General features: G+C 70.8%; 34 protein-coding genes and 1 pseudogene. 6 read left to right on the forward strand and 29 right to left on the reverse strand.

The annotated features are described in order from the left end of the window. Positions 1-2: 2 nt before the first annotated feature. The 15 genes from ACH5AC_RS25220 to ACH5AC_RS25290 form a co-directional block, all read right to left on the reverse strand. On the reverse strand, positions 3-470 hold the full coding sequence (locus tag ACH5AC_RS25220) for a hypothetical protein (protein ID WP_398864420.1): 468 nt from the start codon (positions 468-470) through the stop codon (positions 3-5). A gap of 30 nt (positions 471-500) precedes the next feature. Next, entirely contained in the window at positions 501-1,016 is a 516-nt protein-coding gene (locus ACH5AC_RS25225; RefSeq protein ID WP_398864421.1) for a hypothetical protein, read from the reverse strand. Positions 1,017-1,080: 64 nt separating this feature from the next. After that, positions 1,081-1,368, reverse strand: a complete 288-nt coding sequence (locus ACH5AC_RS25230) for a hypothetical protein (protein ID WP_398864422.1) — start codon at positions 1,366-1,368, stop codon at positions 1,081-1,083. A 154-nt stretch (positions 1,369-1,522) separates the two neighbouring features. Then, entirely contained in the window at positions 1,523-2,203 is a 681-nt protein-coding gene (locus tag ACH5AC_RS25235) for a hypothetical protein (RefSeq protein WP_398864423.1), read from the reverse strand. A 116-nt stretch (positions 2,204-2,319) separates the two neighbouring features. Further along, positions 2,320-5,115, reverse strand: a complete 2,796-nt coding sequence (locus tag ACH5AC_RS25240) for a DUF3560 domain-containing protein (protein WP_398864425.1) — start codon at positions 5,113-5,115, stop codon at positions 2,320-2,322. A gap of 57 nt (positions 5,116-5,172) precedes the next feature. Then, the gene (locus ACH5AC_RS25245) at positions 5,173-5,433 is read right to left on the reverse strand and encodes a hypothetical protein (RefSeq protein ID WP_398864426.1); all 261 of its coding nucleotides are present in this window, start codon (positions 5,431-5,433) and stop codon (positions 5,173-5,175) included. Positions 5,434-5,546: 113 nt separating this feature from the next. Beyond that, complete coding sequence (locus ACH5AC_RS25250) at positions 5,547-6,062, reverse strand: hypothetical protein (RefSeq protein ID WP_398864427.1); 516 nt, start codon at positions 6,060-6,062, stop codon at positions 5,547-5,549. 64 nt (positions 6,063-6,126) lie between these two features. Continuing rightward, complete coding sequence (locus ACH5AC_RS25255) at positions 6,127-6,678, reverse strand: hypothetical protein (RefSeq protein ID WP_398864428.1); 552 nt, start codon at positions 6,676-6,678, stop codon at positions 6,127-6,129. Between the two features lie 85 nt (positions 6,679-6,763). After that, entirely contained in the window at positions 6,764-7,399 is a 636-nt protein-coding gene (locus ACH5AC_RS25260) for a hypothetical protein (protein ID WP_398864429.1), read from the reverse strand. Positions 7,400-7,519: 120 nt separating this feature from the next. After that, a complete protein-coding gene (locus ACH5AC_RS25265) occupies positions 7,520-8,131 on the reverse strand; it encodes a hypothetical protein (RefSeq protein ID WP_398864430.1) in 612 nt (203 codons plus the stop codon). A gap of 154 nt (positions 8,132-8,285) precedes the next feature. Beyond that, positions 8,286-9,212 (reverse strand): hypothetical protein, encoded by a 927-nt coding sequence (locus ACH5AC_RS25270; protein WP_398864431.1) that lies wholly within the window; start codon positions 9,210-9,212, stop codon positions 8,286-8,288. Between the two features lie 25 nt (positions 9,213-9,237). Then, positions 9,238-9,708, reverse strand: coding sequence for a hypothetical protein (locus tag ACH5AC_RS25275; protein WP_398864432.1), 471 nt, complete (start codon positions 9,706-9,708; stop codon positions 9,238-9,240). Positions 9,709-9,718: 10 nt separating this feature from the next. Continuing rightward, positions 9,719-10,072 (reverse strand): SWIM zinc finger family protein, encoded by a 354-nt coding sequence (locus ACH5AC_RS25280; protein ID WP_398864433.1) that lies wholly within the window; start codon positions 10,070-10,072, stop codon positions 9,719-9,721. Between the two features lie 151 nt (positions 10,073-10,223). Beyond that, the gene (locus ACH5AC_RS25285; protein ID WP_398864434.1) at positions 10,224-10,706 is read right to left on the reverse strand and encodes a hypothetical protein; all 483 of its coding nucleotides are present in this window, start codon (positions 10,704-10,706) and stop codon (positions 10,224-10,226) included. A gap of 45 nt (positions 10,707-10,751) precedes the next feature. Continuing rightward, positions 10,752-10,985: a hypothetical protein gene (locus ACH5AC_RS25290; protein WP_398864435.1), complete on the reverse strand. Its 234-nt coding sequence runs from the start codon at positions 10,983-10,985 to the stop codon at positions 10,752-10,754. Positions 10,986-11,171: 186 nt separating this feature from the next. Here ACH5AC_RS25290 and ACH5AC_RS25295 point away from each other — a divergent pair, with 186 nt between their 5' ends. Then, entirely contained in the window at positions 11,172-11,843 is a 672-nt protein-coding gene (locus ACH5AC_RS25295; RefSeq protein WP_398864436.1) for a hypothetical protein, read from the forward strand. A gap of 54 nt (positions 11,844-11,897) precedes the next feature. On the opposite strand, the gene ACH5AC_RS25300 is transcribed toward ACH5AC_RS25295, so the two are convergent. From ACH5AC_RS25300 to ACH5AC_RS25350, 11 genes are all read right to left on the reverse strand, one after another. Then, complete coding sequence (locus ACH5AC_RS25300) at positions 11,898-12,128, reverse strand: hypothetical protein (RefSeq protein WP_398864437.1); 231 nt, start codon at positions 12,126-12,128, stop codon at positions 11,898-11,900. Between the two features lie 249 nt (positions 12,129-12,377). Beyond that, on the reverse strand, positions 12,378-13,322 hold the full coding sequence (locus tag ACH5AC_RS25305) for a hypothetical protein (RefSeq protein ID WP_398864438.1): 945 nt from the start codon (positions 13,320-13,322) through the stop codon (positions 12,378-12,380). A gap of 1 nt (position 13,323) precedes the next feature. Further along, positions 13,324-13,785 (reverse strand): hypothetical protein, encoded by a 462-nt coding sequence (locus tag ACH5AC_RS25310; protein ID WP_398864439.1) that lies wholly within the window; start codon positions 13,783-13,785, stop codon positions 13,324-13,326. 11 nt (positions 13,786-13,796) lie between these two features. After that, positions 13,797-14,672, reverse strand: a complete 876-nt coding sequence (locus tag ACH5AC_RS25315) for a hypothetical protein (protein ID WP_398864440.1) — start codon at positions 14,670-14,672, stop codon at positions 13,797-13,799. Continuing rightward, complete coding sequence (locus ACH5AC_RS25320; RefSeq protein WP_398864441.1) at positions 14,672-14,842, reverse strand: hypothetical protein; 171 nt, start codon at positions 14,840-14,842, stop codon at positions 14,672-14,674. The genes ACH5AC_RS25315 and ACH5AC_RS25320 overlap by 1 nt, the downstream gene beginning before the upstream one ends. A 3-nt stretch (positions 14,843-14,845) precedes the next feature. Continuing rightward, on the reverse strand, positions 14,846-15,532 hold the full coding sequence (locus ACH5AC_RS25325; protein WP_398864442.1) for a nuclease-related domain-containing protein: 687 nt from the start codon (positions 15,530-15,532) through the stop codon (positions 14,846-14,848). 74 nt (positions 15,533-15,606) lie between these two features. Then, on the reverse strand, positions 15,607-16,776 hold the full coding sequence (locus tag ACH5AC_RS25330) for a hypothetical protein (protein WP_398864443.1): 1,170 nt from the start codon (positions 16,774-16,776) through the stop codon (positions 15,607-15,609). An 83-nt stretch (positions 16,777-16,859) separates the two neighbouring features. Then, on the reverse strand, positions 16,860-17,048 hold the full coding sequence (locus ACH5AC_RS25335) for a hypothetical protein (protein ID WP_398864444.1): 189 nt from the start codon (positions 17,046-17,048) through the stop codon (positions 16,860-16,862). After that, the gene (locus tag ACH5AC_RS25340; RefSeq protein ID WP_398864445.1) at positions 17,048-17,302 is read right to left on the reverse strand and encodes a hypothetical protein; all 255 of its coding nucleotides are present in this window, start codon (positions 17,300-17,302) and stop codon (positions 17,048-17,050) included. Before ACH5AC_RS25340 ends, ACH5AC_RS25335 begins: the two co-directional genes overlap by 1 nt. Before the next feature lie 115 nt (positions 17,303-17,417). Beyond that, a complete protein-coding gene (locus tag ACH5AC_RS25345; protein ID WP_398864446.1) occupies positions 17,418-17,546 on the reverse strand; it encodes a hypothetical protein in 129 nt (42 codons plus the stop codon). Further along, positions 17,543-17,911 carry a hypothetical protein gene (locus tag ACH5AC_RS25350; protein WP_398864447.1) on the reverse strand — a complete coding sequence of 123 codons (369 nt, stop codon included), beginning with the start codon at positions 17,909-17,911 and terminating at the stop codon, positions 17,543-17,545. Before ACH5AC_RS25350 ends, ACH5AC_RS25345 begins: the two co-directional genes overlap by 4 nt. A 250-nt stretch (positions 17,912-18,161) precedes the next feature. On the opposite strand from ACH5AC_RS25350, the gene ACH5AC_RS25355 reads away from it, so the two are divergent. The 4 genes from ACH5AC_RS25355 to ACH5AC_RS25370 all read left to right on the forward strand — a co-directional run bounded on the left by ACH5AC_RS25355 (position 18,162) and on the right by ACH5AC_RS25370 (position 20,709). Continuing rightward, complete coding sequence (locus ACH5AC_RS25355; RefSeq protein ID WP_398864448.1) at positions 18,162-18,440, forward strand: helix-turn-helix transcriptional regulator; 279 nt, start codon at positions 18,162-18,164, stop codon at positions 18,438-18,440. A gap of 238 nt (positions 18,441-18,678) precedes the next feature. Further along, positions 18,679-18,849, forward strand: a complete 171-nt coding sequence (locus tag ACH5AC_RS25360) for a hypothetical protein (protein WP_398864450.1) — start codon at positions 18,679-18,681, stop codon at positions 18,847-18,849. Between the two features lie 116 nt (positions 18,850-18,965). Beyond that, entirely contained in the window at positions 18,966-19,313 is a 348-nt protein-coding gene (locus tag ACH5AC_RS25365; protein WP_398864451.1) for a DUF6233 domain-containing protein, read from the forward strand. 145 nt (positions 19,314-19,458) lie between these two features. Beyond that, positions 19,459-20,709, forward strand: coding sequence for a UDP-N-acetylglucosamine--N-acetylmuramyl-(pentapeptide) pyrophosphoryl-undecaprenol N-acetylglucosamine transferase (locus ACH5AC_RS25370; RefSeq protein ID WP_398864452.1), 1,251 nt, complete (start codon positions 19,459-19,461; stop codon positions 20,707-20,709). Between the two features lie 15 nt (positions 20,710-20,724). On the opposite strand, the gene ACH5AC_RS25375 is transcribed toward ACH5AC_RS25370, so the two are convergent. The 3 genes from ACH5AC_RS25375 to rfbB are packed head-to-tail and all read right to left on the reverse strand — an operon-like array spanning position 20,725 to position 24,162. After that, positions 20,725-21,873 carry a DegT/DnrJ/EryC1/StrS family aminotransferase gene (locus tag ACH5AC_RS25375; protein ID WP_398864453.1) on the reverse strand — a complete coding sequence of 383 codons (1,149 nt, stop codon included), beginning with the start codon at positions 21,871-21,873 and terminating at the stop codon, positions 20,725-20,727. Next, a complete protein-coding gene (locus ACH5AC_RS25380) occupies positions 21,870-23,153 on the reverse strand; it encodes an ATP-grasp domain-containing protein (protein WP_398864454.1) in 1,284 nt (427 codons plus the stop codon). Before ACH5AC_RS25380 ends, ACH5AC_RS25375 begins: the two co-directional genes overlap by 4 nt. Further along, a complete protein-coding gene (rfbB, locus tag ACH5AC_RS25385) occupies positions 23,146-24,162 on the reverse strand; it encodes a dTDP-glucose 4,6-dehydratase (RefSeq protein ID WP_398864455.1) in 1,017 nt (338 codons plus the stop codon). The genes ACH5AC_RS25380 and rfbB overlap by 8 nt, the downstream gene beginning before the upstream one ends. A 251-nt stretch (positions 24,163-24,413) precedes the next feature. On the opposite strand from rfbB, the pseudogene ACH5AC_RS25390 reads away from it, so the two are divergent. After that, positions 24,414-24,545, forward strand: a pseudogene (locus tag ACH5AC_RS25390) (helix-turn-helix domain-containing protein); the annotation flags it as partial. Positions 24,546-24,561: the final 16 nt, after the last annotated feature.

Here is a 24,561-nt window from a genome sequence, read left to right on the forward strand (position 1 = left end):
GTTCAGCGGGCGTCGTCGATGGCGTCGGTTTCGACGCCGAGGAATCTGGCGAGCTCGTCGGGGCCGGTGAAGCGGCGGCCCTTGATACTGACGAGCACGGTGTCGTCGTTGCCGGTGATCTCGACCTCGTCGGGGTCGGCGTGCAGGACGATCCCGACGTCGCCTGCGCGGATGGCGGCCCGCAGGGCGACGGCGAGCACCTGGTCGCCGGTGGGGCCGTCCGGGTCGGCGTCGTGGGTGCGGTCAGGCAGGAGCGACTGGCCGGTGGCCGTGAGGCCGATGGGCTGGCACGTCGGGCCGGTGGCCTGGACCCAGTCCTCGCGGACGAGGACTTCGAGGGTGGAACGGGCTACGTGCCCGTCAGGGCTGTCGATCCGGGAGGAGCCGAGCCCCACCTGGACGAGGCGGACTCGGCCGCCCGCGATGAGGGCGAGGGCCCTCCTCTGGGCGGGGGTGGGTCGGGCGGTCATGGCTCTCCGTTCGAGCGGTGGTCGGATGGGTCAGACGAGGTCGGCGTCGGTGGCGCGGGCCGCGTGGCGGTTGCGGTAGCCGAGGGCCTCGCTCGGGGTGGCGAAGGCGGGCACGACCTTCACACCGGTGGCGCCGCTGGCCCGCTGGCGGGCCGCCTCGCCGTCGGCGGCGGCCCGGTTGGCGTGGCCTTTGGAGATCTGCCGGTTGCCGTCGGCGTCCCGGTAGTAGACCTCCCAGTCGCGGGGCGTGGGGCCCTGCTGGTCGAGTTCGGCGCGGGCGGTGAGGCGGGCGTCGGCCCATGCCCGGATCAGGGCGCTTCCGGCCGCGCCGGCCGCCTCGCCGGGGTTCTGACCTCCGTGGAGCCCGGCGAGGAACCGGCGGCTGAGGAAGTCGGTGGCGCTCTCGCGGGTGAACGTCTCAACCAGCTCGTCCAGGTCCAGGTGCGGGAACGACTCATGGAGGGAGAGGGCGGCGAAGGCGGCGATCTTGCCGACGGCCTCGCCGAGGTCGTCGGCGGTGATGGCGGGCTGGGGCTGGACGGTCATCGGTGGGCCTTTCCGGGGTGGAGGGGCCCGGCCCGGCGGGTGCCGGGCCGGGAAGCTAGCGCGTTCAGACCGCGCGGTGGGCGGTGATAGTGCGAACGTAGTAGCGGGCGGCCGTCCGGTTGATGCCGATCAGCCGGACCTGCGCGACCACCGGGGCGATCTCACCGGCACGCAGGGCCCGGACCAGGGCGAACACTCCGTCGTGCACCAGCTGGGAGCCCGTGGCGGTGTCGGGGTTGCCGCTGTGGAAGAGGGAGCGGAGGGGCATGGCCTGCTCGGCGAGGAAGTCGGCCAGCTCGTTGGCGTCGAGGGTGGTGGGGGTGACGGGCTTGCGGGCGGTGGTGGTGGCCATGTCGGGCTCCCTGGGGTTTGTAGTGGTTGGTGACATCCTCTTCATTGACCCAAGCATTCCGGGGTAATCTCCCTAGCCCGATTAGTTTGGTCAAGCAATCGTCAAGGGTGCTGCCCTCGGCCCGGCCGAGGCCGGGCCGGTGGCCGTCGGGCGGTCAGGCGGGCAGGTGGGCCCGGCCGGCGTCGGTCAGGGTGACGTCCTGGCCGTGGAAGAGGCTCGTGGAGTAGTCGACGGTGGCCCATCCCTCGCGCTCCAGCACGTCGAGCGTGTCGCTGTAGATGACGCCACCGTTGCCGCTGATGCGGATGCGGTCCTTCATGCCGAACTGGCTGCGCTGGACGCCACCCTGGGCGATCAGCTCCAGCGCCTTGAGCTGCGCCGGGGTGGGTCGGCGACCGGGGGCCGGCTTGGCGGGCTCGGGCGCCGGGGCGGCCCCCTTGGCGGGCTCGGCGGCGGCCTGCTCGGCGGCCTTCAGGGCGCTGACGAGGTAGTCGGTGTCCTGGAGGAACCGGCGGACCCCGTCCCACTTGAGCCGGTCCTGCTCGTTGGCGATCGTGCAGGTGGAGGTGTTGGAGGTCGTGCGGATCAGCTGGCGGGTGAGCTGCTCGCGGAGCTTGACGAATACCTCGACCGGCTCGCTCTCGCTCTGGTCCTCCATCAGGAGCCGCCAGGGCATCGCGTCCGCCGCCTTTTCCATGGCCGTGCGGATGGTGTAGGAGGTGAGGCCCTTGGTCATGTCTGCCGCTTCGGCGACCAGGGCCTTGCGGGCCTTGTCCTCGGCCTCGATGCGGGTTCCGGCGAGGGAGGTGAGGATTTCGATGATCTTGGCCTGCATGGCGCCCTCCGTGGGGGGTTGGTAGTGGTTGGTAACATCCTCTTCATTGACCCAAGCACTCTGGGGTAACCCTGTTAGGCCGATTAATTTGGTCAAAGAGTGGTCAAGTGTGCTGGTCAGATCGCTGCGAACAGGTCGAGCTGCTCGGGCGTCTGGTCGTCTGCTTCCAGCGGGGGCAGCTCCGGCGTGAGCTGAACCCTGGTGGACGGCAGCTCCGGCTTCGGCTCCGGATTCTCGGCCTCCGCTCGCAGCTCGGCGACCACGTTGGGGTCCAGGCGGTGCGCCTCGATCTCCTCCTCGGTCGGCACCCAGCCGGCGGGCAGCCGCTGGAGCCGGAAGGTGATGTCGTGCACGGTCGCCCATGCCTTCCACATGCGGTCCTGGCGGTCTTCCCAGGCGATCAGCCGCTCGTGGGCCTCCTGGAACGCCTGGTGCCTGGCCTTCCGCTTCTTCTCCTCCTCGACGGCCTGCTCGGCGAGCCTGCGGGCCTGGACGCCGTGGAGGAGGGGCCGCAGCCGCTCGCACTCCTCCTCGCGGTTCTTCTCCACCGGCCGGGGCTTCCACCGCTTCCACACGGCCACCGCCCGGCGGCCGTCGACCGTCACCAGCACCGGCCGCTCCTGATTGCTGTCGGCCGCGCCGACGGTGACGAATCCGGCCTTCTGCAGAGGGCTCAGCCGGTGGATCGAGACCAGACGGCCCGCGGTGCCGGGGATGTCCCGGCAGTACAGCGAGCCGAACCGGTGGAGATAGAGCCGTCCGGCCGCCGCGGCGATGACGAACTCGGCCTGACCGGCCGACCAGCCGAGCGCGGCGGCCTGCTCGCGCTGGAGGCGCAGGTCCTGCGGGTCCTCGGCGGGCGGGGCGAGCTTGTCGACCAGCTGCTCGGAGTGCTCCGCCGGGGGCTCCTCCGCGGGCAGCTCCTCGATCGTCTCGGGCTCGTCAGCAGGTGGGGCGGGCTCGTCGACCAGCTGCTCGGACTCCTCCGCCGGGGGCTCCTCGGCGGGCGGCTCCTCGATCGTCTCGGGCTCCTCGGCGGGCGGGGCGGTCTCCCCTGCCGGGGGCTCCGGCTGCCCGGCGGACGCCGAGGGCGGCTGCTCCTTCAGCTTGATGGGCCGGACGAAGCCGCTGCGGTCCCGGGACAGCGTCCAGTCCGCCTCGTCCACCTCGTAGCCGCGTTCGGCGAGGATCCTCGCGATCTCGGTCTGGAGGGCCCGCGACCAGACCGACCGGTGGAACTTCTCCTCTCCGGCCTCGATCCTCACCAGCTCGAAGTCCTTGTGCGGTCGGCTGTTCCCGTTGAGCCACGTCAGCGTCGCCTCAGCTCCGCCGAGCGGGCACTCCACGTAGATCCGCTTGGGCACTTTCGGATCGCTGCCGCTCCGCTGGGGCTTCTGCTTCGGCTTCGCCGCCTGGGCCGCGCGGACCTCGCTCGCCGGCTGGGCCTCGTGGGCCGCCCACGCCGACTTCGTGCCGGGCACCTTGCCGTCCGCGAGGAAGGCGAGCATGGCCGCCTCGGGGCAGCGGGCCCGGACGTTCGTGTAGTCCATGCCGAAGGTCCAGGTCCTGCCGCGCTCGGTGGCGTCCTCCAGCGTCATCACGGCCTTCGGCGCGAGCCGCAGGTTCCACGCGATCGACAGCGTCTTGGGGTTGACCCGCTTCACCTGGTACCACGATCCGCTGTACATCGCGAAGTCGCCGGGAGCGAAGTCGTCGGCCTCCCACAGCTTCACGCCGTCCTGGCGGGCCTTCTCGACCACCTTCTCCCAGTGGGCGATCTCCTCGTTCAGGTCCTCGATCCGGCGCTCGTACCGGCCCGCGTCCCGACCCGCGGCTTTCTCCTCGTCCCGGTAGCCCTCCTGCTGGCGCAGCTCCGCCTTCAGCTTCTCCAGCCGCCGCCGGGTGCGGTTGGGGTCGTAGCGGCGCTCCTCGTACTTCTCGGCGGCCTCCGCCCTGTGGGTGTAGTGGGCGGCCTTGCTCTGCTCCTCGATCGACTTGCGCATGTGGCTGTCGCTGCGGTCGATCGCCCGCCGGTGACCGCGCTCGCTGTGGTGGCCCACCAGGATCGGCTGGCCGGGCTCGATGCCATCCAGCGCTCCGAGGGCCGCCTTGTGGCGCGCCTCGGAGGCTGCGGCGGCCCGACCGGCGCGGTCGCTGAACCGCTCGGTGCGGTCCTCGGCCCGCTCCAGCCGATCGGCCTCGGCCTCCTCGAAGCTGCGCCGCCGACTCTCGTCGATCTCGACGGTCACCTCCCACCCGGCCTCGCGCAGAGCGGCGGTCGCGCAGTCAATCCGCCACTTCTGGGCCTCGCAGTCGCGGGAGTTCCGGATGCCGAGTACGCCGAGCGAACGGAACGGCCAGAACCCGAACGGCTTGACCAGCTCGAAGACGCCGTCACCCTTCCTGGAGCCCGCCAGGAGCGTGCCGTCCGCCCGGGTGTGGGTGATGGTGAGCGAGCCCTTCGAGGGCCGGGGCTCCTCAGTCTGGGGCGCCTCGGGCTGCTCCTCCTCTTCCGGCTGCGCCGGGTCCTCGAGGACCTCCGGCTCACCGGCCGGCTCCTCCGGCTGCTGCTCGGGCGTGGCCTCGGTGGCGGGCGGCTCCTCGCGGACCTTTTCCCCGGCCCCGTTGCTGATCGTGCAGTGCGGGCGGCCGTTGTTGCTGTACCGGACGTTCACGGTGAACGACCAGCCGCCGTCTTCGCTCGCCCAGCGCTCGATGTCGTCCGCGCGGGCGGCGACCGTCTCGTCCGCGTGCCGGGTGAGGAGCAGGACGTACGTGCAGACGCGCTCACCGGCCTTGTTGTACTCGCCTTCCACCTTGAAGTCCTTGCCTTTGCCCTGGGCGAGGTCGAGGCGCCGCAGGGCGCGGGCGATGGCGATGCTGGGGCTCTTGGCGATCGGTGTGACTGGCATGGTTCCTCCTTCGGGAATGCGGGCGGCCCGGCCCCCCGAGGGGGCCGGGCCGGGTGGTCAGTGGAGTCGAGTGGCGGCCAGCGCGGCGTCCACGATCTTGAAGGTCTCGCCCCAGGTGGCCTCCACGTACTCGCTGGTGTCGCCGCCGAAGCCGGTGCTGCCGCTGATGTAGGCCCGGCCCTCGCCTTCGCGGGGGAGCTGGACGGTCCAGGTGAAGCCGTCGTGGTCGACGGTGGCGCGCAGGCCGAGGTTCGTGCGCCGCCAGGTGGTGGCCGCAGCGGCCTTGGCGAAGATGGCGGTGGTGGTGGCCTGGTCCATGCTGACTCCCTGGGGGGTGGTGGGTGGTGACATCCTCTTCATTGACCAAAGCCCTCCGGGGTAATCTCGTTACCCTGATTGATTTGGTCAAAGAATCGGCAAGTATCCCCAGGTCAGCGGCCGTCAAGGCTGGCCATCTTGCGGACCAGGCTCCAGCCGTCGCGCCAGAACGAGCGCCGGACGTTGTCGTACGCCTCGCGCCATTCGGGCGGGACCGTCCCGCTGTCGGTGACGTACGTGCCGGTGAGGCAGTCGTACCGGCCCAGCAGCTCGGTCGCGTCGTCGGCGAGGTCGTCGAGGTCGCGGCGTCGCTGATGCTCGGGGCGCAGGTCGATGTGGCTGAGCTTGTGGTCGCCCTGGGGCAGGCCCTCGTACGACTCGCCGGCGACCACCATGCAGTCGGGCGTCTCCTCGGAGGCGATGTGCCAGGCGAGCGCTGCCGCCCACGCCTTCTCGGTCGAGCAGGCGTCGAGGATGTAGCGGGTGACGCTGCCGGTGCAGTCGTGCCGCTCGGGCCCGATGACGGTCACGGTGAAGGGGCGCTCGTTCTGCCGGTAGTCGGCGGGCAGGTTGCCGTAGAGGGGTTCTCCGCCGTAGCGCTCTGGCGTCTCCAGGTTCTTGCGGGACATTGCGTGCCTTCCGTCGTGGGTGGGGTGAGGGGTGTCCGGACGGCGTCCGGACGCGGTGGATGGGCTAGGAGGCGAGGACTGTCTGAGCTGCGCGGACGCCGTCCGGACGCTGCGTCCGGGCGGCGTCCGGACGGGTGGAGACGTCGGGCCGGATGGAGGCGTGCACGACGACCGGGTTGCGCTGCCAGGTGTTGCGGTCGGTCCACAGGTGCACCCAGGGCCGCCCGGAGAACGAGCGCCCGTCGGCCGCCGGGAAGGGCATGCCGGGGATGACCCTGCGCGGGCTCCACGCACCGTGGAAGTAGATCCGGCCGGCCGCGTTGGTGTAGCGCACGCCGACCAGCTCGGCGAGGTCGAGCCCCTCCAGGGAGAGGTCCCGCAGCTCGTCGGCGAGCGTGCGGACCGTCCACTTCGACGACCAGCCGATCCGCTCGGCGCTGGCCTCGCGCAGGGTGCGCAGCTCCAGCGGGCTGAGCGGCTCCTCGTCGTAGCGCCGGTGGATCGCGTCGTCCAGCGCGCGGAAGAGGTGGCGGGGGGCGGCCTGGGTGTCGTCGGCGGGGAGGTAGGTGGCGGCGGTGGCGTAGATGCCCCTGACCATGGTCTCGGTGACCTGCATGGCGGTGCCTTTCGGGTGGGTAGGGCGTCCGGACGGTGGCCGCTGAGCTGGACGGATGCCGTCCGGATGCTGTCCGGGCAGTGGGTCAGGAGAAGTTGGTCTGGTCGGCGTGCTCGCCGCCGTGCTTCCAGATGAGCGCGCGGACGTGGGCCGCGGGGACCTCGTAGAACAGGCGGCCCGTGAGCGGCTCGCCGTTCGTGCGGGTCAGCTGGAGCTCGCGCTCTTCCAGCTCCCAGGCGTCGCTGTCGGGGACCTCGATCGTCTCGGGCAGGTAGACGTCCACGTAGCCCTCGCCGGCGTCGGCCTTGATGGCGATGACCTCGCCGTCGGCCAGGCGGATGCGGATCATCGGGCGCCGGCCGGTGCCGGTCCCCTCGGCCACCAGTTGGTCGAAGCGGTCGGTGACGGGGTCGCTCTGGTCGGCGTGCTCGCCGCCGTGCTCCTCGATGAGCTTGCGGACGTCGGCCACCGGGACCTCGTAGAAGTAGCGGCCGTCGACCGGGTCGTCATCGGCGGTCAGCCATGCCTCCCACGGGTCCTCCAGCTCCCAGGCGTCGCCGTCGGGGGTGGCGATCTCGTCGGGCAGGTAGACGTCCACGGTGGCCGCGCAGGAGGCGGCCTTGATGCTGATGACCTGGCCGTCGGCGAGGCGGAGGTTGTAGTGGGCGTCGTCAGTGCCGTCGGTGAGGAACTGCTCGAAGTGGGAGGTGGTGGCCTGCATGGCTTGCTCCGATCCGGGTTGGTGGGTGGTGGTGTGTCGCGCATTCATCATTGACCCAATCCACCGGGATAACCTCGTTATCCCGGTTGATCTGGTCAAGAACGCCAGGGGAACCGCCGGTCAGACCGAGGCGACGGCCGCGGTGAAGGCGGCGTCCAGGGACTGGACGAAGTCGGCGCCGACGGCCGCGAGGTGCGCGTTCCTGCGGGCCTCGGCCTGCTCGGCGTTCTTGCAGTGGACGGCCAGGCCGCACGAGCACCAGGCCGTCGTGCAGTCGCTGGAGTTCATCGTCTGGTGCTTGTGGGCGACGAGGGCGAGGTGGGCCGAGAGGGTGAGGCGCAGGTGCTCGTCCCGGCTGTTGAGGAGGAAGCCCTGCGAGAGGAGCCGTTCGCCCTGGCTCGGCGGGATGACGTACGTGCCGGCCTCGATGACCGGGAGGGTGAAGCGCTCGGAGTCGACGAGGCGGACGACGGGGACGGAGGCGATGACCCGCAGGTTGGCCAGGTCGCAGTCGGTGGGGTCGGCGGGGACCTGCGGGGTGAGGGTGATGGAGCGCAGGACCGGGCGGTGCGTGGCGAGGCTGATCCGGCGCCAGCGGATGACGGCGCCTCCGGTGCGCTGGGGCTCGATGGCGTAGCCGCGGTTGCAGGCCCTGCGCAGGAGAGTGAGGGCGTGGGGCTCGGTGGCGGTGCCGGTGGTGGTGTGGTCGCCCTGGACGGTCTCGGTGAACACGGTGGCGGCTCCTTGCTGGGTTGGGGGGTGAGGGCCCGGCCCGCTGGCCGGGCCCTGTGTGGTGGTGTGTCGTGCCTTCATCCTTGACCGAACCCACCCGGCCAACCTCGTTAGCCCGGCCGTTTTGGTCAAGAAATCGGCAAGTATCCGCAGGTCAGAAGCTGGTGTAGGCGTCGGCATTGGCGTCCAGCCAGGCGGCCAGGCGCATAGCGGCCTCCGCGCACTCCTCGGCCAGGTCGAGCCCCGACGGGGCCTCGAAGACCTCGTCGAGGCACTCGCCATCGGCGCCGTACAGGTGGCCCGCCCACGGCTCGTCGTGCTCACCGGCCGGTCGCATGGCGTCCTCGCCGGAGGAGATGAGGATGCGCGGCCCGGTGTGCGCCTGGTTCTCGTCGGCGCTCCGGTCGACGGCCACCAGGACGCTGGAGACGCCGCGGTCCTCGTGCAGGAATGCGGGGATGCCGAACTCGCCGAGCGCGACCACCAGCTTCCCGCCCTCGTGGGTGCGGGCCCGCGCGGCGGCCTTCTTGGCGTAGCCGCGCTGCGCGGTCAGGTGGAACGGCGTCTTGCCCCGGTTGCACGGGCGGGCGTTGTCGACGGCCACGACCTTGCCGAGCTGCTCGTGCTGGTAGTGGATCGTCGTCAGCGCCCGCAGGGCCCAGGCCACGGCCTCGTCGTCGTCCGAGTCCAGCTTGCGGGAGTGGACGACGGTGTTGCGGCGCTTTTGGAGCTCGAAGTCGTCGCGGGCAAGCTTCTGGCTCACCGCGCCCAGCGGCTTCATCGGCCCGACCTCGCCGAGGGCCGGGGCGACCGCGTAGTCCAGGACGGCCGGGGAGAGGTGGAAGTCGTGCGCCGCCATCAGGTCGCGGGCTTCCTGCAGCTCGTTGAGCGTGTAGGCGGGCAGTCGACGCCCCTCCTCGATCGGGTGGACCGTCGCGGTCTGCGCCGCGTACTTCAGCTTGAACGCCAGGTGGACGATGCGGGAGCGGTCGGGGTGGTGGGCGCGGTCCTCGACGATCCCGGCGAGGATGCGCAGGCGTCGGGCGACGGCCTCGGTGGCGGTGGTCTCGATGATGGTCATGGCGTTCCTTCCTGGGTGGGGTGTTTCAGGACCAGCGGCGCAGGGCGTACTGGCGGCGGCCGAGGTAGGGCACCGCGGCGTCGGGGTGCTGGGCGGTGATGTGGGTGAGGGCCGCTTCCCGGGCGCCGTCGCGGGTGGTGCCGGTGCGGCCGATGGCCGGGCAGTCGAAGTTGAAGCCGTCGGCGGCCACCGTCTGGCCGGTGACGACGTGGACCTCGCAGCGCCAGATCCACTTGCCGCGCCGGGCGCCGGGCTCGTGCCGGTAGGAGACGAGCGCGACGGGGGCCGGGGCGCCCACGGCCTCCAGCAGGCTCTCGGTGAGGGCGCCGGTGCCCTGGTCGAAGGGGAGGACCTGGGGGCGGATTTCCCTCCAGCGCAGGTTCAGGGCCGGCCACTGGTCGACGGGCGGCTCCTGGTCGTCGGGCACGCACCGGGCGACGTCGGGCAGCTCGGGCCAGTCCGGCCGGATCGGGTGGAGGTGGGGCAGGCGGTTCACGGGTGTCCTTTCAGCTGGCCAGCGCCATGACGTGCGCGGCGATGCGGTGCTTGCAGTCGTATTTGGCCCGCAGGCCGGCCGGGCAGGTGCAGGCGGCCACGGCCGTGCGGTAGGCGGTGGAGCCGTCGGAGCTGACGGCGAGGAAGACGACGTTCTTGCTGCTCTTACGGAGCGGGATCAGCCCGCCCTGCTCCAGCAGCTCGACCGCCCGCTCGATCAGGTGGGCCTTGTACCGGCCGTGGATCTCGGGCGAGCGCTGGGCCTTGCGGACCTTGCGCCTGCACTTCGGCCCGAGGCCGTCGGGCGAGTAGTTCCGGAGCCGCCTCCCGCACTTCGTACACCTGGTGTCCGGCGCGGCGTCCATGGCGGCTCCTGTTCGATGGGTGGTGGTGTGTCGTGCATTCATCATTGACCAAGACGCTCGGGAGTATCCGCGTTATCCCGGTTAATTTGGTCAAGGAAGGGCCAAGGGAGGCGCCCCTGTCTTGGTCAGGCCCGGGGCGCCTCGTCGACCGTCAGCCCTCGGCGGGGCGGACGCACGTCTCGTGGGTGTGGCAGTTGCACTTCCCGCAGGCCGCGCACATCTGGCTGGCCTCCAGCCCGCAGGGCCCGCAGCCGCCGCTCTCGTCCAGCTCGGCGTCGTCGAGCGCGCACATCAGGGCGAACGCCGCGTTCTTGGTGAAGCGGGGGCGGGGCCTGCACGAGCCGTCGCAGAACTCGGGGCCGCCGAGGAGCACGCTGTCCTCACCGGCGTGCCCCTCGCAGCCCTCGGCGTCCCGGACGGTGACGGTGACGCCGTGGACCTGCAGCGTGCCCTCGCCGGTGATGTCGCAGTCCGAACGCAGCTCGCCGACCTTGGCGATCATCTCGCTGTCGTCGGTGACGGGCCGGTCCTGGGCGCGGGCGACGGCCCACACGATGCTCCGCAGCTCGCCGGGGCGGTCGGCGAAGTAGGTGCGGCCGTCGAGACCGGGGCCGTCGAGGATGACGTCGTACATGGCGATTGGTTTCCCTTCGGGTGGGTGGGTCCGGAGGCGGGGGGGTCAGCGGCGACCGGCTGGCTGCCCGGCCAGCGAGATCCCCAGGTCACAGTGCTCGCAGAAGACGGCGCGCAGGCTGTCGACGAGGCACACGAGATCCCGCCCGCAGTCGCCGCAGGCCCCCAGGTCGGGCACCTCCGGATAGGGGACATGGACCCGCACGGACGGAACGAGGGCGACTCCCGCGCCCTGAAGGGCGGCTCGGACGAAGGGCGAGTTGGCGGGAGGGATGACCATTCCAGCTCCAAGGTTCCGCATGTCCTGTTCCGTTCTGCGTGTGGTGGTTTGTCGTACTTCATTCGTCCCCGGCCCACCTGTGTCCAACCTCGTTTGGTCGAGAAAAGCGCAGTTCACAGCTAGTTTGACCTTGCCTTGGGGCTATCGTTCGCGTTTATCCCGGCGCTCTTGTGCAAGACTCGCGGTATGACCGACAGCGAGCCCACGAGCGGCTACCAGCCCAGCGCGCAGCTCAAGGAGCGCCTCGCCGCCTGGCGGGCATCCGTGCAGTGGGAACCGGAGGACGGCGTACCCGAGCCGGCCGACCGGATCCCGAGCGTGGCCGAGGCGCGCGAGGCCCTTGAGGAAGCCATCCGCCGCGAGCTGCACGACGACCGGCAGCTGAACCTGCCGACGCTCGCCGAGCACGTGCCATGGACGGCGGAGAACCTCCGGCTCCTCATGGTCAAGCGGGGCGGCTACCCGCCGCGCGAGCGGCACCGCAAGAGCGACGGGGAGCCACGGACCTACCAGCCCAGCGAGCAGCTCCGCGCCGCCCTGGCCGGCTGGAACCTGTCCCTCGACACCGAGCGGAAGCGGCTGGACGCGCTGGAGAAGTGCATCGCAGACGAGCTGAAGGCCAACCCGGACGTGACGAATCCGGAGATGGCCAAGCATCTTCCGTGGGAGCAGGAGCAGGTGCGGCTCATTGCCCGCAAGTACGAGGTGCCGCGCCGTCGGAAACTGCCGTCGGAGCACAAGCTGGTCGAGGACAACGACGGAAAGCCGAAATCGGTCGTCGTGCCGTACGACTGGTACGTGCAGCAGCCTGGGGCGGACGAGCGGATCGTCAAGGAAGCGGCAGCGAACCGCAAATGAGGAAAGGGCCACGACGGGGGAGCGTGGCCCTTTCGGCTTTCGGGGGTGCGGCGGTTACAGCACCTTGGAGGCGATGCCGAGCAGGATCAGCACCCCGAACAGGACGAAGATCCGCCACTCGCCGGCCTGCGGCATTCGGCCGCCACCGGACAGAATCGCCTCGTTCATCGGGTGCATTCCGTCGTGGCGCTTGTCGCGGTGCTCCTGGCCGTACCGCTCGGCGGCGTTCCGGAGAACGTACGGGTCGGATACGAGCTGGCAGTTCCCGCACTCGTATCGGTGCATCTTCGGCCCCCTGGGTGGTGCTGCGCCTGTGCCACGCGGTCGCTCGCGGCGCGTCACGAGCGTAGCGCGCTCCGTGACGAGCCGGGAAGGGCGTGTCCGGTTTACCCCCCTCTCCCCCGGTAGTAGGCGGTAGGTAGGGCGGTAGCGGTAGGCGACCGGGGCCCCTCTCGGGCCGGGGGAGGGGGGCGCCTCTGTGCCGCTCCCCTGCGCGGCCTCCTCGCCGGCCGGGACGGCGGGCCCCAGCGGGGCCTATTCTCCGGCCGTCCTGGCGGCCGGAATCGGGGCGGGATCTGGGGGCGAAATGGGGGCCCCGCTCGGGTCCAGGGAGGGCACCAAATGGGCGGGCAGTCGGGGCCTGTGTCCGAGGTCTTCGGCGAGGTCTTCCACGTGCACACCGGGGACGTTCTTCTTGACCCATTTCGAGCCTGAATCGGTCTCTTCGTAGACACGGAAACTCATCTGCTCGCGGACCGTGATGCCGACCATTTCGAGCAGCTCGATCATTCCTTTCCGTGTCATGCCGGGGAGAGCGCCGTGCTGCTGCTGCTCGGCGAGCAGATCGTCGACTCGGGCGCCCCTTCCCTTGACGTTCGGGGTGTGGTTTGCTGCCCCGGCCGCAACGCGCTGTTCCACGAACTGGCGGAGCTTTTCCCGCACATCGTTCCAGCGGGCTTCCCGGGCCTCTTCGTCTTCCTCCGGCTCCCCCTCTTCGGCGTCTTCCTTGGGCTCCTCCCCCGCCGATTTTTCGTGATCGTTTTCGGTTGCGCGTTCATCGCTCTCGTCCTCGGGAGCGGGCGCGAAGTGCGCGGCGACCAAGCACCAGCCGAGGACCACGGCGACGACGATCCACCCCGCGTAGGGGGCGGCGAACGCCCAAAGCAGGCCCATCACGGCGCCACCGACGAGGCATGCAATGACGACGACGAAGGCGCCCAAGATGAACTGCTCGACGATGTCGCCGATACCGCCCTTCTCATTTTCGTCGCCGCTCCCCTGCGGCTTCGACGCGGTCCGCAGGCCACGCCCCACGGCCTTGCCGAGCTGGCGGACCAGCACGACGCTCCCGGCGGCCACCGCCGCGGCGAAGGCCCGCAGCGGCACCATCAGCTCCTCGCGCGCCGTAGGGACTACCGGCTCCTTCTCGACCGCCGCGCACTCGGGCTCCCTGGGCGTCTTCGTCAGGTCGACGACCACCTCAGCCTCCCGCCATCTTCGCGACGACCGAGCGGATCAGGGTGACGACGATGCCGGGGATCCCCCCGGCCTGGCCGGCGAGGACGGCGCCCATGAGGCCGAGGAGCGCGGGCCACAGCATGCGCTTCTTCCACGGCCAGGCCCAGGCCATCAGCAGCAGGAGACAGGCGGAACCACCCAGGCCCGGATCACCCAGGCCGGTGTCGGTCGTCACGCTCTTGCCGACGCCGCCGAGGCTGTTGGCGAAGTCGGCCCACGTCCCACCGGCCGCGACCCACAGCGTGCCGGTGATGAACCCCCAGATCAGAGCCTGGTCCTTGTTCTGAATCTTGATGCGGTCGCTGCCCCGGAGCCCAGCGAGGAGGCAGACACCGGACGCGGCGGCGAAGAACGTCAGGGTGGCCGCGCCGAACAGCTGCATGCCGTTGATGCCGGGCGCGGCGAGCTGGGTGGTGGTGTGCACGCGGGTGCCTTTCAGGCGACGGGGCCGCTGGAGTACGGCAGGCAGGCGAGGAGGCCGGAGGCGAGGGGGACGCGGAACAGCCACCGGCACGTCCAGTGCCAGTGACGGATGCGGCGGTCGATGAACCACCACAGGCCGCCGCAGATGCCGCCCGCGGTGAGGAGGAGGCTGGCCGAGGACGGCCCCAGGCCCCACTCCTGGCCGTACGCGTTGAGGTACTCGACCGGGACAGGGGCGAGCTGGCGGCCGATCTCGGCGGCACCGGCGGTGACGATCGGCCGGACCAGCGGCGTCTTCTCCTTGAAGACGCCGCGCACGGCGTCGGTGCCGGTGAACTTCCAGGCGCCCCAGCCGCCACCGGCGGCGAGGACGAGCCCGAAGGTGCCGACGGCGGCCTGCTCGGCAACCGGCAGGTAGGCGGCGAACAGGTCAACCAGGCCGAGGCTCCAACCGAGGCCCGCAGCGGTGCCGTTGAAAGCGACGATCCGCATGCGCCGGTCTCCGAGCGCCTTCTCCCCCGCTTTGCGGACCGCGGTCCGCTTCGGCCCGTCGGCGGCGACCTTCTCGACCGGTCCGCTCGGCGCCGGTGCGGTCTGCACGGGCTGCTCGTCCTCCTCGTCGTCGTCCTGCTCCACGGCGTGCAGCGGGGCGGGCTCGCCGGGGGCGGGCAGGTCCGGGCGCCGGTTGTCAGGCAGGTCGGACAGATCGCGGGGCTTGGTGCTCCACCAGTCCGGCACGCCCGGCGACGGGGCCGGGGTGTGGATGCGCACCGGCGGCTGCATGGGAATCTGCGGCCCGTCCTCGTCATCGGGCTCGGCGTGGCCGACGGGGCGGGCACCGAGACCGGCCATGATGCGCTGCGTCCAGCGCTCAGCTGCGGACGCCATCAGGCAACCCCCAGCCAGGCGAACGTCACGTTGGCGAGCTGCCAGCACACGTAGCAGAGGCCGAAGAGGCCGAGGGCCTGCATGAAGGGGCGGCATGCGCGCCTGAGTCGCGGGTACGGGCCGACGGATCCGAACGCGAGCAGCGCCAGCAGCAGGGCAGCCAGGGACATTGGTCACCTTCCGGCGTAGGGCGGCAGCAGTCGGGCCGCGATATCAGGGAAGTTGGCGGGGCGCTGGCGCGGCAGACGCTCGGCGTCGAGGCGGCGCAGCACGGTGCAGGCCCGGGTGGCGGGGATGATGCGGCAGCCGCTGAGGCGGTACTCGCGCCCGTGGGCCAGGCGGCCGTCGATGATGGCGATGGGCACCGGCTGGACGTTGAGGAGGCTCTGGACGGCGCGGGCCCCCTTACGGAGGCCATCGAGCCGGTCGGTGACGTCACGGCTGCCGTGCCAGAGCCGGCCGCCGTCGACGGCGACCTCCCAGCTCTTGGACATCTTCTTGGGGTCGAGGACGTAGACGTGGCCGCGCGGGCTGATCGCGAGGATGTCGATGTTCGTCGAGCCGGACGGCAGACAACGGTCGTACAGGAACACCCATCCCTCGTCGACGAGCTCGGCGAGGAGCCCGGCGACGTACTGCTCCCCTACGCCGCCCGCCTTGTACTGGTCGGCGAGGCGGGCCGCCCGGGTCTGGATGCCCAGGGCGGTCGCCAGCCGGACCAGCGGCGTGCGCAGCTCGCGGGCGCGGGCGAACGCCGAGGCTCCGGGCGTGCCCGGCCGGGGCCGATGGCCGGGCCGTCCGAGACGGTTCCAGACCCAGAACGCGGCGACGATGAGCGCCACGGCCAGCAGGGGGGACATCAGGGCTTCCTCACGGGGTCGCTGGGCGAAGCAGAGGCCGGCCACCAGGTGACCGGCCTCGCCCCGTCCGCAGGTCAGGGAGCGGTGCGGCCTTGCCGCTTCCGCGTGTTGGTCTTCGTGCGCCGGTTGCGCAGCACCGTCTCCGGGAACTTCGCGCCCTCGGCGCGCTCCTTGCCGACGAGCTTCGCGACCTCGTCGATCAGGTCCTTGTCGCTGATGCCCTCGCCCTTGTCGGCGAGGACCTGCCGGGTGGCCGCCGCGATCGACAGCAGTTGCGTCGGCGCGGGCTGCACCGGCGGCACCGGTGCGGTCGGGTGCGGGGCGGGCTGAGCCTGCGGCGCGGGTCCGGCCGTCGGAGCAGCGGGCGCGGCCGGGGGAACCTGCGCCGCCGGAGCCGGCGCAGGGCTCGGGCTCGGCGCCGGGGCCTGCACCGGCGCCGGGGTCGACGTCGGCGCCGGACCGGAGCCCGGGGGAACCGGAGGGACCAGCGGAGCGGACTGCACCACAGGGGCCGACTGCACGGCGGGCGCGGCCGGGATCTCCTGGACCCGCTGAGCTGCCAGCACAGCGCCCTGCGCCGCGCGGAACTCGTCGTCACCGAACGCGAGGGCCGCGTACGCCTGACGGCCACCGATGCTGTGCTGGTAGGCCAGCAGCAACTCCACGGCCGACGTGTCCTCCAGCTTCCCCTGAAGCCACATGGCGAGCGCCCGGCGCAGCTTGACCTGCCGCACCCGGAAGACCACCCACCACGCGCCCTTCGCCATCAGCGACACCGCGCCGCCGACGATGCCCGCGGCCACCTGGTCCTCGTGGATGCCCTCAACGACCACCGCGGCGACGACGAACACCACCGCGAACCATCCGGCCTTCTTCATGGGCTTCGCCCGGTCCGGCTGGCCGCGCAGCAGCCACTCGGCGACGAGGCAGACGATCCACAGCAACTCGAAGAGCGAGGCCGCCGCGACGGCAATCGCCGTGGTGGTGACGACCAGGCCGAGGAGCCGGCTGATGCTGGCGGTCGACCAGACCACCGCCACCGCGGTGGAGCCGATCGCCACGGTCATCAGGAACCGCATCAAGGCGGCGTCCCAGTTCCTCGGCGGGATCGGGACGTCGACCTTGTACTCCTCCTCGTCCATCACCTCGTCCCCGAACACCTGGCTCGGGACCTGACGCGTGCGCGTCTCGGTCCGGTACCGGACGCCGGGAATTCTTGGCTGCTGTTCGGGGGTCTCGGTCATCGCTTCGCGCCCTTCACGCTCGATCCGTCAGAGATCGAGCCGAACCCGCGTCTGCAGGCCCGGCTCGATCTGATCGGCAGCCGCTAGGACCGCCTCGTACCACTGCCCTTACGGGCAAGTTCCTGCTTGTGCCGACGAGCGCGTTCCTTGCGCTCGGTCTCGGCTTTCGCCGCCTGCTTGCGCCGCTTCTGCTCCTCGGCCTGCCTCAACTGGGCGGCGAGCGCGACGTCGCTGCCCGGCATGAGCGACCGCGCGAAATCCCTGACTCCCATCAGTCGCTCACCTCCGCGCGCAGACGGGCGGCGTACTGGCGGTTCGTCTCACCGGCGTCCGGAGTGAGAATCAGCGCGATCATCCCGGCCAACACCGACTGATCCGCGCCCTCGGTCACGAAGTCAGCGACCTCGAGAACGTTGTTCATGTCCGCAGACTCGTCGGGGTCGTTCTTCTCCAGCCGGTCAGCAACGGCGAGCATCGCGTCCCTCACCGGCTCGAACGGCGGCACCGTCTCGTCGTACTCGCTCACCGGACCGCCCCTTCCAGGACGGCCGCCACACCGGACTCGGTCCAGCCGTGGCAGCGGCGGCAAACCAGCCTCCGGCCCTCCGGCACCATCCGGCGCCCACAGCACTTCGGCGTCTTCACCGGGCGCCTCCGCCCTGCGCGCCGTCACGGCGGGCGATGTCGTCACCGAGGCGCGCCTCGCTTCGCTGCTGCTGGCCAGCCGCGTACGCCTTCCGGGCCTTCCTGCGCTCGCTCGCCGCACTCATCCGGCCACCGCCGCAGCCAGCTGCCGGTTGTCGTTCTTCGACCAGTCGTAGCCGAGGGCCTGCGCCGCCCTGGCGACGGGCACCGCGAACTCGACCCGGGTCACACCGCCCGACGGCACCTCGCCCACGGCCTCCAGGGCCTGGCGGACGATCCGCACGCCGCCACTGCGACCGCTACGGCCACCGATGTCGTACACCTTCGCGCCCACCAGGACCGCGAACGTGAACTCGTCGACGTCCTTGTCCGGGTCGACGCTCGCCAGGTGCCCCGCGGTCATCGCGAGGGCCTCAGCGGCCTTGGACTTCTGCTCTTCGGTGATGCCCTCGGGTGCGGGCGACCCGAGATCAGTACTCTTACAAGTCATGCGTCAGCTCCTGTTAGGGCAGGTCTGGCGTCCCGGCCGCTGTGCAACCAGCGGTCGGGGTCCCGGCCCCTGTGCAACCAGGGGCCGGGGTTGAAAGGCGGTGCCCGGTGTGCAACCACCGGGCATCGCCGCTTCCCAGCAGCCCCGGCCTCCGCGTGCAACCACTCGGGTCGGGGCTTTGTGCTGCTGATTGAATACTACGCGCAACCTCGTTACATTCGTCAACGGGTTGCCGGGAGAGGACGGTGCCGTGTCGGACGAGCACCCGGGCGACGGGAGCGACGAGTTGCTGACGATCTCGCAGATCATTCAGCGCTTCGACGTGAGCCGGCAGACCGTCCACCGTTGGCGAGCCCGCGGTCTCTTTCCTGCACCAGAACCCAACCCCGGCAGCACCCGCATGAAGTGGCGGGAGTCGAAAGTGGCGGCATTCATCGCCGCCAACCCCAAACGCCCGGGAGCCCGGACAGACCTGAAGCGCGACCAGGGGGCCGTCAGCGATGACTCAGCAGGGGGCGACGACGAGTGAGGTCTGCGGCGCGTTGCCGACCCGGCCGCAACCCGGCTACGTCGCGCTGTACCGATTTTTCAGCGCAGCCGAGAATCGGCGACCTGGAGGAACAGCTCCGCTGCCCACGCGGCTCGGCCAGGACGCACGCGCGTCGCCTCCAGGAGGAGGGCCTGTTCGAGGAGGTCGGTACATACAAGCCCGAGGGCGGGCGCCACGCCCGGGTACATTTCCGTGCATTGATGCACAAGGGGGAAGCGTGAGTCAGGAATCATCGCCGCAGGTCGAGGACGACGAGGACCACTACGAGGAGTGTCTCGCCGACATGCGCAGGGGGTTCCGGTGCCGCTGTGAGCAGATCAATGCGGAGGAGGAGGCGTACTACGCAGAGCCGCCGGACATGTTCGCGCGGGAGTGGGGTTGTTACTGACCCTGTTCCGGGCACACGTGGGCCCCCTTCCTGCCGTTGCGGACGGCACAGGGAGGGAGCTTGTTGCGTGCGGGGGCGGGTGACGCTCGGGATGCCGCCGATATATATTCGAACGCGTGAGCGAGCCTTCCCGTCTGGAGCTTCTGCGCTTCACCCGCCGGGTCGTGGTGCAGCAGGCGACGGCCGCTCTGCGTCAGATCGACGGTTGGATCGCGGCTGAGGAGCGGCGGGAGGCTGAGCGCCTCCGCGGTGAGGAGATGCGGCCACCGCGTCCGGAGTGGCTGGTGCAGCACGGGCTGAACCGCAGGAACGTGGACTCTGTGCACAGCGGGGACTGCTGGGCGGCAGCGCAGAGCGGGCGGTGCCGTCCGGTGTCACGGGAGCAGGCGGTGGAGGCGTTGCGGCACGGCGTGCCTGCGTGCGTTCACTGCCGTCCGGATACGGCCCTGGGGGTTCTGGATTAGTCGGCTTGCGGGCGCACGGCTGACCGTTTTCGTGGCGGGCGGCTGATGCGTATGGCGTGGATGTGCGCGCGGCGGCTGAGGCTGTGCTCGGCAGCCGCTACTGTGGCGGCCCGTCTGATCTCCGTCTGATTGGGAGCAGCTCCACGTGAACAGCGTCGATCCTTTTCGTCTCGTCGTTACGGGCGGCGGGACTGGTGGGCACACGTATCCCGCGCTGACCGCAGTGCGGACTCTGCAGGCCAGGCTGGCGGGTGAGGGGCGGGCGCTTGAGACTGTCTGGATCGGGACGGCTGACGGTCTGGAGGCGCGCGTGGCCCCGGCTGAGGGGATCGCCTTCACCAGCGTCGTGACGGGCAAGATCCGCCGGTCGAAGAACCCTTTGAAGTTGGCGTCGCCGGCGAATGTCAGGGATATGGCGCGGGTGCCGCTGGGTGTCGTGCAGGCCCGGAAGGCCATCGATGAGTTCCGGCCGGATGTGGTGCTGGCGACGGGCGGCTATGTGGCGGTGCCGGCCGGGTTGGCGGCGCGGCTGTGCCGTCGTCCGCTGGTGCTGCACGAGCAGACGGTGCGGTTGGGGCTGGCGAACCGGAAGCTGGCGGCGTCGGCTTCGCGGATCTGTGTGTCGTCGGAGTCGACGCTTCAGCTGCTGTCGGAGTCGGCGCGGCAGGTGGCGGTGGTGACGGGGAACCCGGTGCGGCCCGAGGTTCTGGCTGGTGTCCCGGACAGGGCTGTGCAGGCGTTGCAGTTGTGGGGCTTCAACCGGGACCTGCCGACCGTGTACGTGACGGGTGGCGCTCAGGGCTCGCAGCAGATCAATGAGCTGGTCGCCGAGGTGCTGCCGTGGCTGTTGCAGGGGGCGAACCTGGTCCACCAGTGCGGTCCGGCCAATGTGGAAGGGCTCCGGGCGCGGGTGGCGGGGCTGCCCGCCGATCTGGCGGGCCGGTACTACCTGGCCGGGTTCGTGGGCCCGGAGCTGCCGGATGTGCTGGCGCTGGCCGATGTGGTCGTGTCGCGGAGTGGTGCGGGGACGTTGGCGGAGCTGACCGCGTTGGGTAAGCCGGCGGTGTTCGTGCCGCTGGCGTCGGCGGCGGGCAACGAGCAGGCCCACAACGCGAGGCATTTGCAGGAGGCGGGGGCTGCGGTCGCGCTCGAAGGGGAGGTGACCCCGGAAAGGCTGCGGGACGCTTTGGGCCCGCTCCTGGCCGATGCCGGCCTTCGCCGGGGCATGGCGGAGCGGGCCCGTGCGTACGGCCGTCCGGACGCGGCCGACAGGCTCGTGGACGAGATCCTGTCGGCCGCGTCCGGGAGGCCGGTTACTGGTCCGGCGGAACAGACGTCCGGCTCCGTGCCGCCCCGGCGGGCCAGCGCCACCACGGCGAACGGCGAACGGCGTTAGTTCTCAGGCACACCGTCAGGGCCGTGCGCGCGATGCGCCCTGCGCTGTCTTGAGGGCCTGTCCGAGGGCGGTGGCCACGTGGTCGATGTCGTCGCCGGTGAGGTGCTGGTGGAAGGGCAGCGTCAGAATCTCTTCGGCGACCTGCTCGGTGGCCGGGAGGGGCCGCCGCCACTGGGCGAACGCGGGCTGGAGGTGGTTCGGCGGGTAGTGCACTCCGACGCCGATGCCCCGGGCCCGCAGGTCCGCGAACACCTCGTCGCGGTTGGGGACCCGGACCTGGCACAGGTGCGGCACCGCCTGGTCGGGGTCGACGTCGACGAGCCTCACCCCGTCCAGCCCGGCGAGCGCTTCCCGGTACGCACGCCACAGGGCGCGGCGGGTGCGCTCGGTGGTGTCGAAGTCGTCGAGCTGCACCAGGCCGACGGCGGCGTTGATGCTGGACATCTGGTAGCGCAGGCCGAAGCCGTCCACGCGGTAGGTGGTGGCGTTCGCGCGTTCCGCCTGGGACTGGACGACGCCGACCATCCGGGCCCGCCGGATGGCGTCGGCCTCTTCGGGGGTGCGGGGGATGACCATGCCGCCCTGGCCGCAGGTGAGGTTCTTGATCGGCCCGAACGAGAAGCAGGTCAGGTCGCCGGTCGCGCCGACGCGGCGCCGCCCGTTGCGGGATCCGAAGGCGTGCGCGGCGTCCTCGACGACGGCGATGTTCCGTTCCGTCAGCTCGGCTCGGATGGGGCTGAGGTCGATGGGCCGGCCGCCGAACAGGACCGGGATGACGGCAGCCGTGTCGGGGCCGACTGCGTCCCTGACGAGCTGGTCGGTCACGCACAGCGTGCCGGGGTCGATGTCGGCGAAGCGAGGGGCGGCGCCGACGGCCCGGATCGCCTGGACGGTCGAGCACCACGTGATGGACGGGACGACCACCTCGTTGCCGGGGCCGATTCCGGCTGCGAGCAGCGCCGTGTGGAGGGCCGCGGTGCCGGAGGCGACGGCCACGGCGTCGGGAACGCCGAGGAAGTCGGCGACACGACGCTCGAATTCCTCGGTGACTTCGTTGTGCCCGTACTGCCCGGATTCGAGTGCCTGGGCCCCTGCCGCAGGTTCCCTTCCGTACAGGTACGGGCTGGCGTTGCGCCGGGCATCCGGCCTTGACGAAGCGTTCACGACTCCCCCTTCACTGCGGGCGTGACACCGCCCGCGCCTTCGGTGTGCGCGGTCTTGGTGTCTGAGGCGATCGGTCGAACGACCGGCCGGATCAGCGCGCTGGCTGCTTCGAGGGCTGCGGACACGTCCGCGACCGTCGGTCCGGCGGCGATGAGCATGCCGATCTTGTGGCCGGACTGAACGTGCGGCCTCACGAGGTCGCCGGGCTTGGCGTACAGCTCGACGTCGGTGATCCCGGGGGTGCTGCGGGCTTCGGTGACGCCCTCCCATCCGACGAGCTCGCCGTCCGTGGCGAGGGGCGATCCGATCAGCTCAACCGCCGCATGCGCGTCTCGCGTCGGCACGAGGTAATCATCGAGCGGCTCACCGAGCGCGAGTGCGACGAGCGCGCCCACGACGTTCACGCCGTAGGCGGCGGCGAGCAGTCGCGGAACGCCGTCACCGCCGAGGCGTGTGTTGGCTTCGATGACCCGTTCCTGGCCGTCGGCGCCGAGGACGACGTCGAAGTTCGCTGGACCGTTTGCGATGTCCAGTGCCCGGCACAGCCGCTCGACAGTGGTCTGGAGCTGATGTTGTGTCGCCGAGGGCAGAGAGGCGGTGCGCAGCCGCCTGACGACGAAGCCTCCGTCGACGAAGTCCTTGTCCTTGATGCAGGTCAGTGCCGCCCGGCCGTCCTGCATGAAAACCTCGATGGCCAGCGGGCGGCCCTGGACGAACTCCTCGGCGATCACGCTTCGGGAGGCGGAGTAGGAGCGGGCGCGGGCGACGGCGGCGGGCAGGTCGTCGGGGTGGGTGACGTAGGTGACGCCCTTGCTGCCGGAACCGTCCACGGGCTTGATCATGAGCGGGAAGCTGAGAGTTGCCGCCTGGACGACGACCTCTTCCGGGTTGTCCGACGCTGTCCATCCGTATCCGGTGATGCCGCAGGACGCGGCGATCGCGTGGAAGGTGGCCTTGTCGCCGGCCGCGAGTGCGTTCTTCGGGTACACGTAGGCGGTGCCGTACCGCAGGCCCAGGGCATGCCAGCTGGCCAGTGCGGCGTCGCTCGCGCCGGCCACGATCCCGGCGGGGCGCGCGTGGCCCAGCGCGTCGGCGATTGCGTCGGTGTTCCGCGTGGAGATCTCCAGGGCTGCGTCGGCGAAGGGAAGCGCGGGAGCGTCCGGCCGCATGTCCACCGCGATGGTGGGGATTCCGCGACGCCGCGCCTCCTGGAAGAGCGGGATCTGCTCCTCGGACGCGCCAAGCACGATCAGCGCGTCCTGTGGCCAGTGTTCAGGCATGCAGCGGCTCCCGGGCCGTGTCGGCGGTGCCGCAGGAACGCGTGAGGGCCGAGCTGCGCGTCAACGGCGCCCACCGGTCGCGGTTGCGGCTGTACCAGGTGGCCGTCTCGACGAGGCCGGCCGCGAAGTCGTGGGTGGGCTGGTAGCCGAGGGCGGCGATCTTCGACCAGTCCATGGCGTACCGGAGGTCGTTGGAGAGCCGGTCCGGGATGTACGTGACCTGCTCCCAGCCGGCGCCGCAGATGCGCAGCAGCTCGTTCGTCAGCTCTCGGCTGGACATGTCCGTACCCCCGCCGATGTTGTAGATCTCACCGGGAGCGCCTTGGCGCAGGACGAGTTCGATGCCGGCGCAGTTGTCCTCGACGTGCAGCCAGTTGCGGACGTGCTGGCCGCGGTCGTGGAGGGTGACGGGCTCGCCGCGCAGGAGCCGGGTCACGAACAGCGGGATGATCTTCTCGGGGTGCTGGCAGGGCCCGTAGTTGTTCGAGGAGCGGGTGACGCAGACCGGTGCGCCGTAGGTGTGCCAGTAGCTGAGCGCTACCAGGTCGCTGGCGGCTTTCGACGCGGCGTAGGGGACGGTCGGGCGCAGCGGGTAGTCCTCGGTGGCGGCTCCCTTCAGCAGGGGCCCGTAGACCTCGTCCGTGGAGACGTGCACGAACCGGTCGGTGCTGTGCCGCATGGCCGCGTCGGCGAGGATCTGGGTGCCGTGGACGTTCGTCACGAGGAACGTTCCGGCGGTGGTGAACGAGCGGTCGACGTGGGACTCGGCGGCGAAGTGGACGACTGCGGTGTGCTGGCGGACGAGGGTGTCGACCAGCTCGGCGTCGCAGATGTTCCCCTGGACGAAGTCCAGCTTGGGGCTGAGGAACGCCTGTCCGAGGTTCGCCGTGTGGCCCGCGTACGTGAGCGCGTCCAGCACGGTGACCTTCTCGACATCGTCGGCGGCCAGGATGCGCCTGACGAAGTGGGAGCCGATGAAACCGGCTCCGCCGGTAACCAGCAGCTTCATGAGTGCCTCCGGTGAGGGTGACCGGCCGGCGGCATGGGTGTGCCGCAGTTGGGGGCCCGGTCGTGGAGACGCCCGGCTGTTGCCGGGTGCAGTCCTCAAGATGACGGCGTGAAGACCGGTCGGGGACTGCTCAAGGGCGCACCGGCACACCGTGTGCGAACCGCGCATACGGTGTGCTTCCGCGCGCCCTCCCCGTGCGCCCGCGACGTCGCTAGGTTCTCCTCCACCCAACTGGGTTCGAGGAGGTTCCCATGGGGCCAGCGTCTGCTGAGATCGGCGCCCTGTTACGCGGTGCCCGCTGCGCGAAGCGGCTCACACAGGCCCAGGTCGGCGCGGTGTGCGGGTACTCCGCGTCGGCTGTGTCGCGCATCGAATCGGGCAAGCTGCGCTTGGACTACT

Source organism: Streptomyces sp. NPDC018693 (assembly GCF_044391385.1).
In the GTDB taxonomy this organism is placed as follows: Bacteria; Actinomycetota; Actinomycetes; order Streptomycetales; family Streptomycetaceae; genus Streptomyces.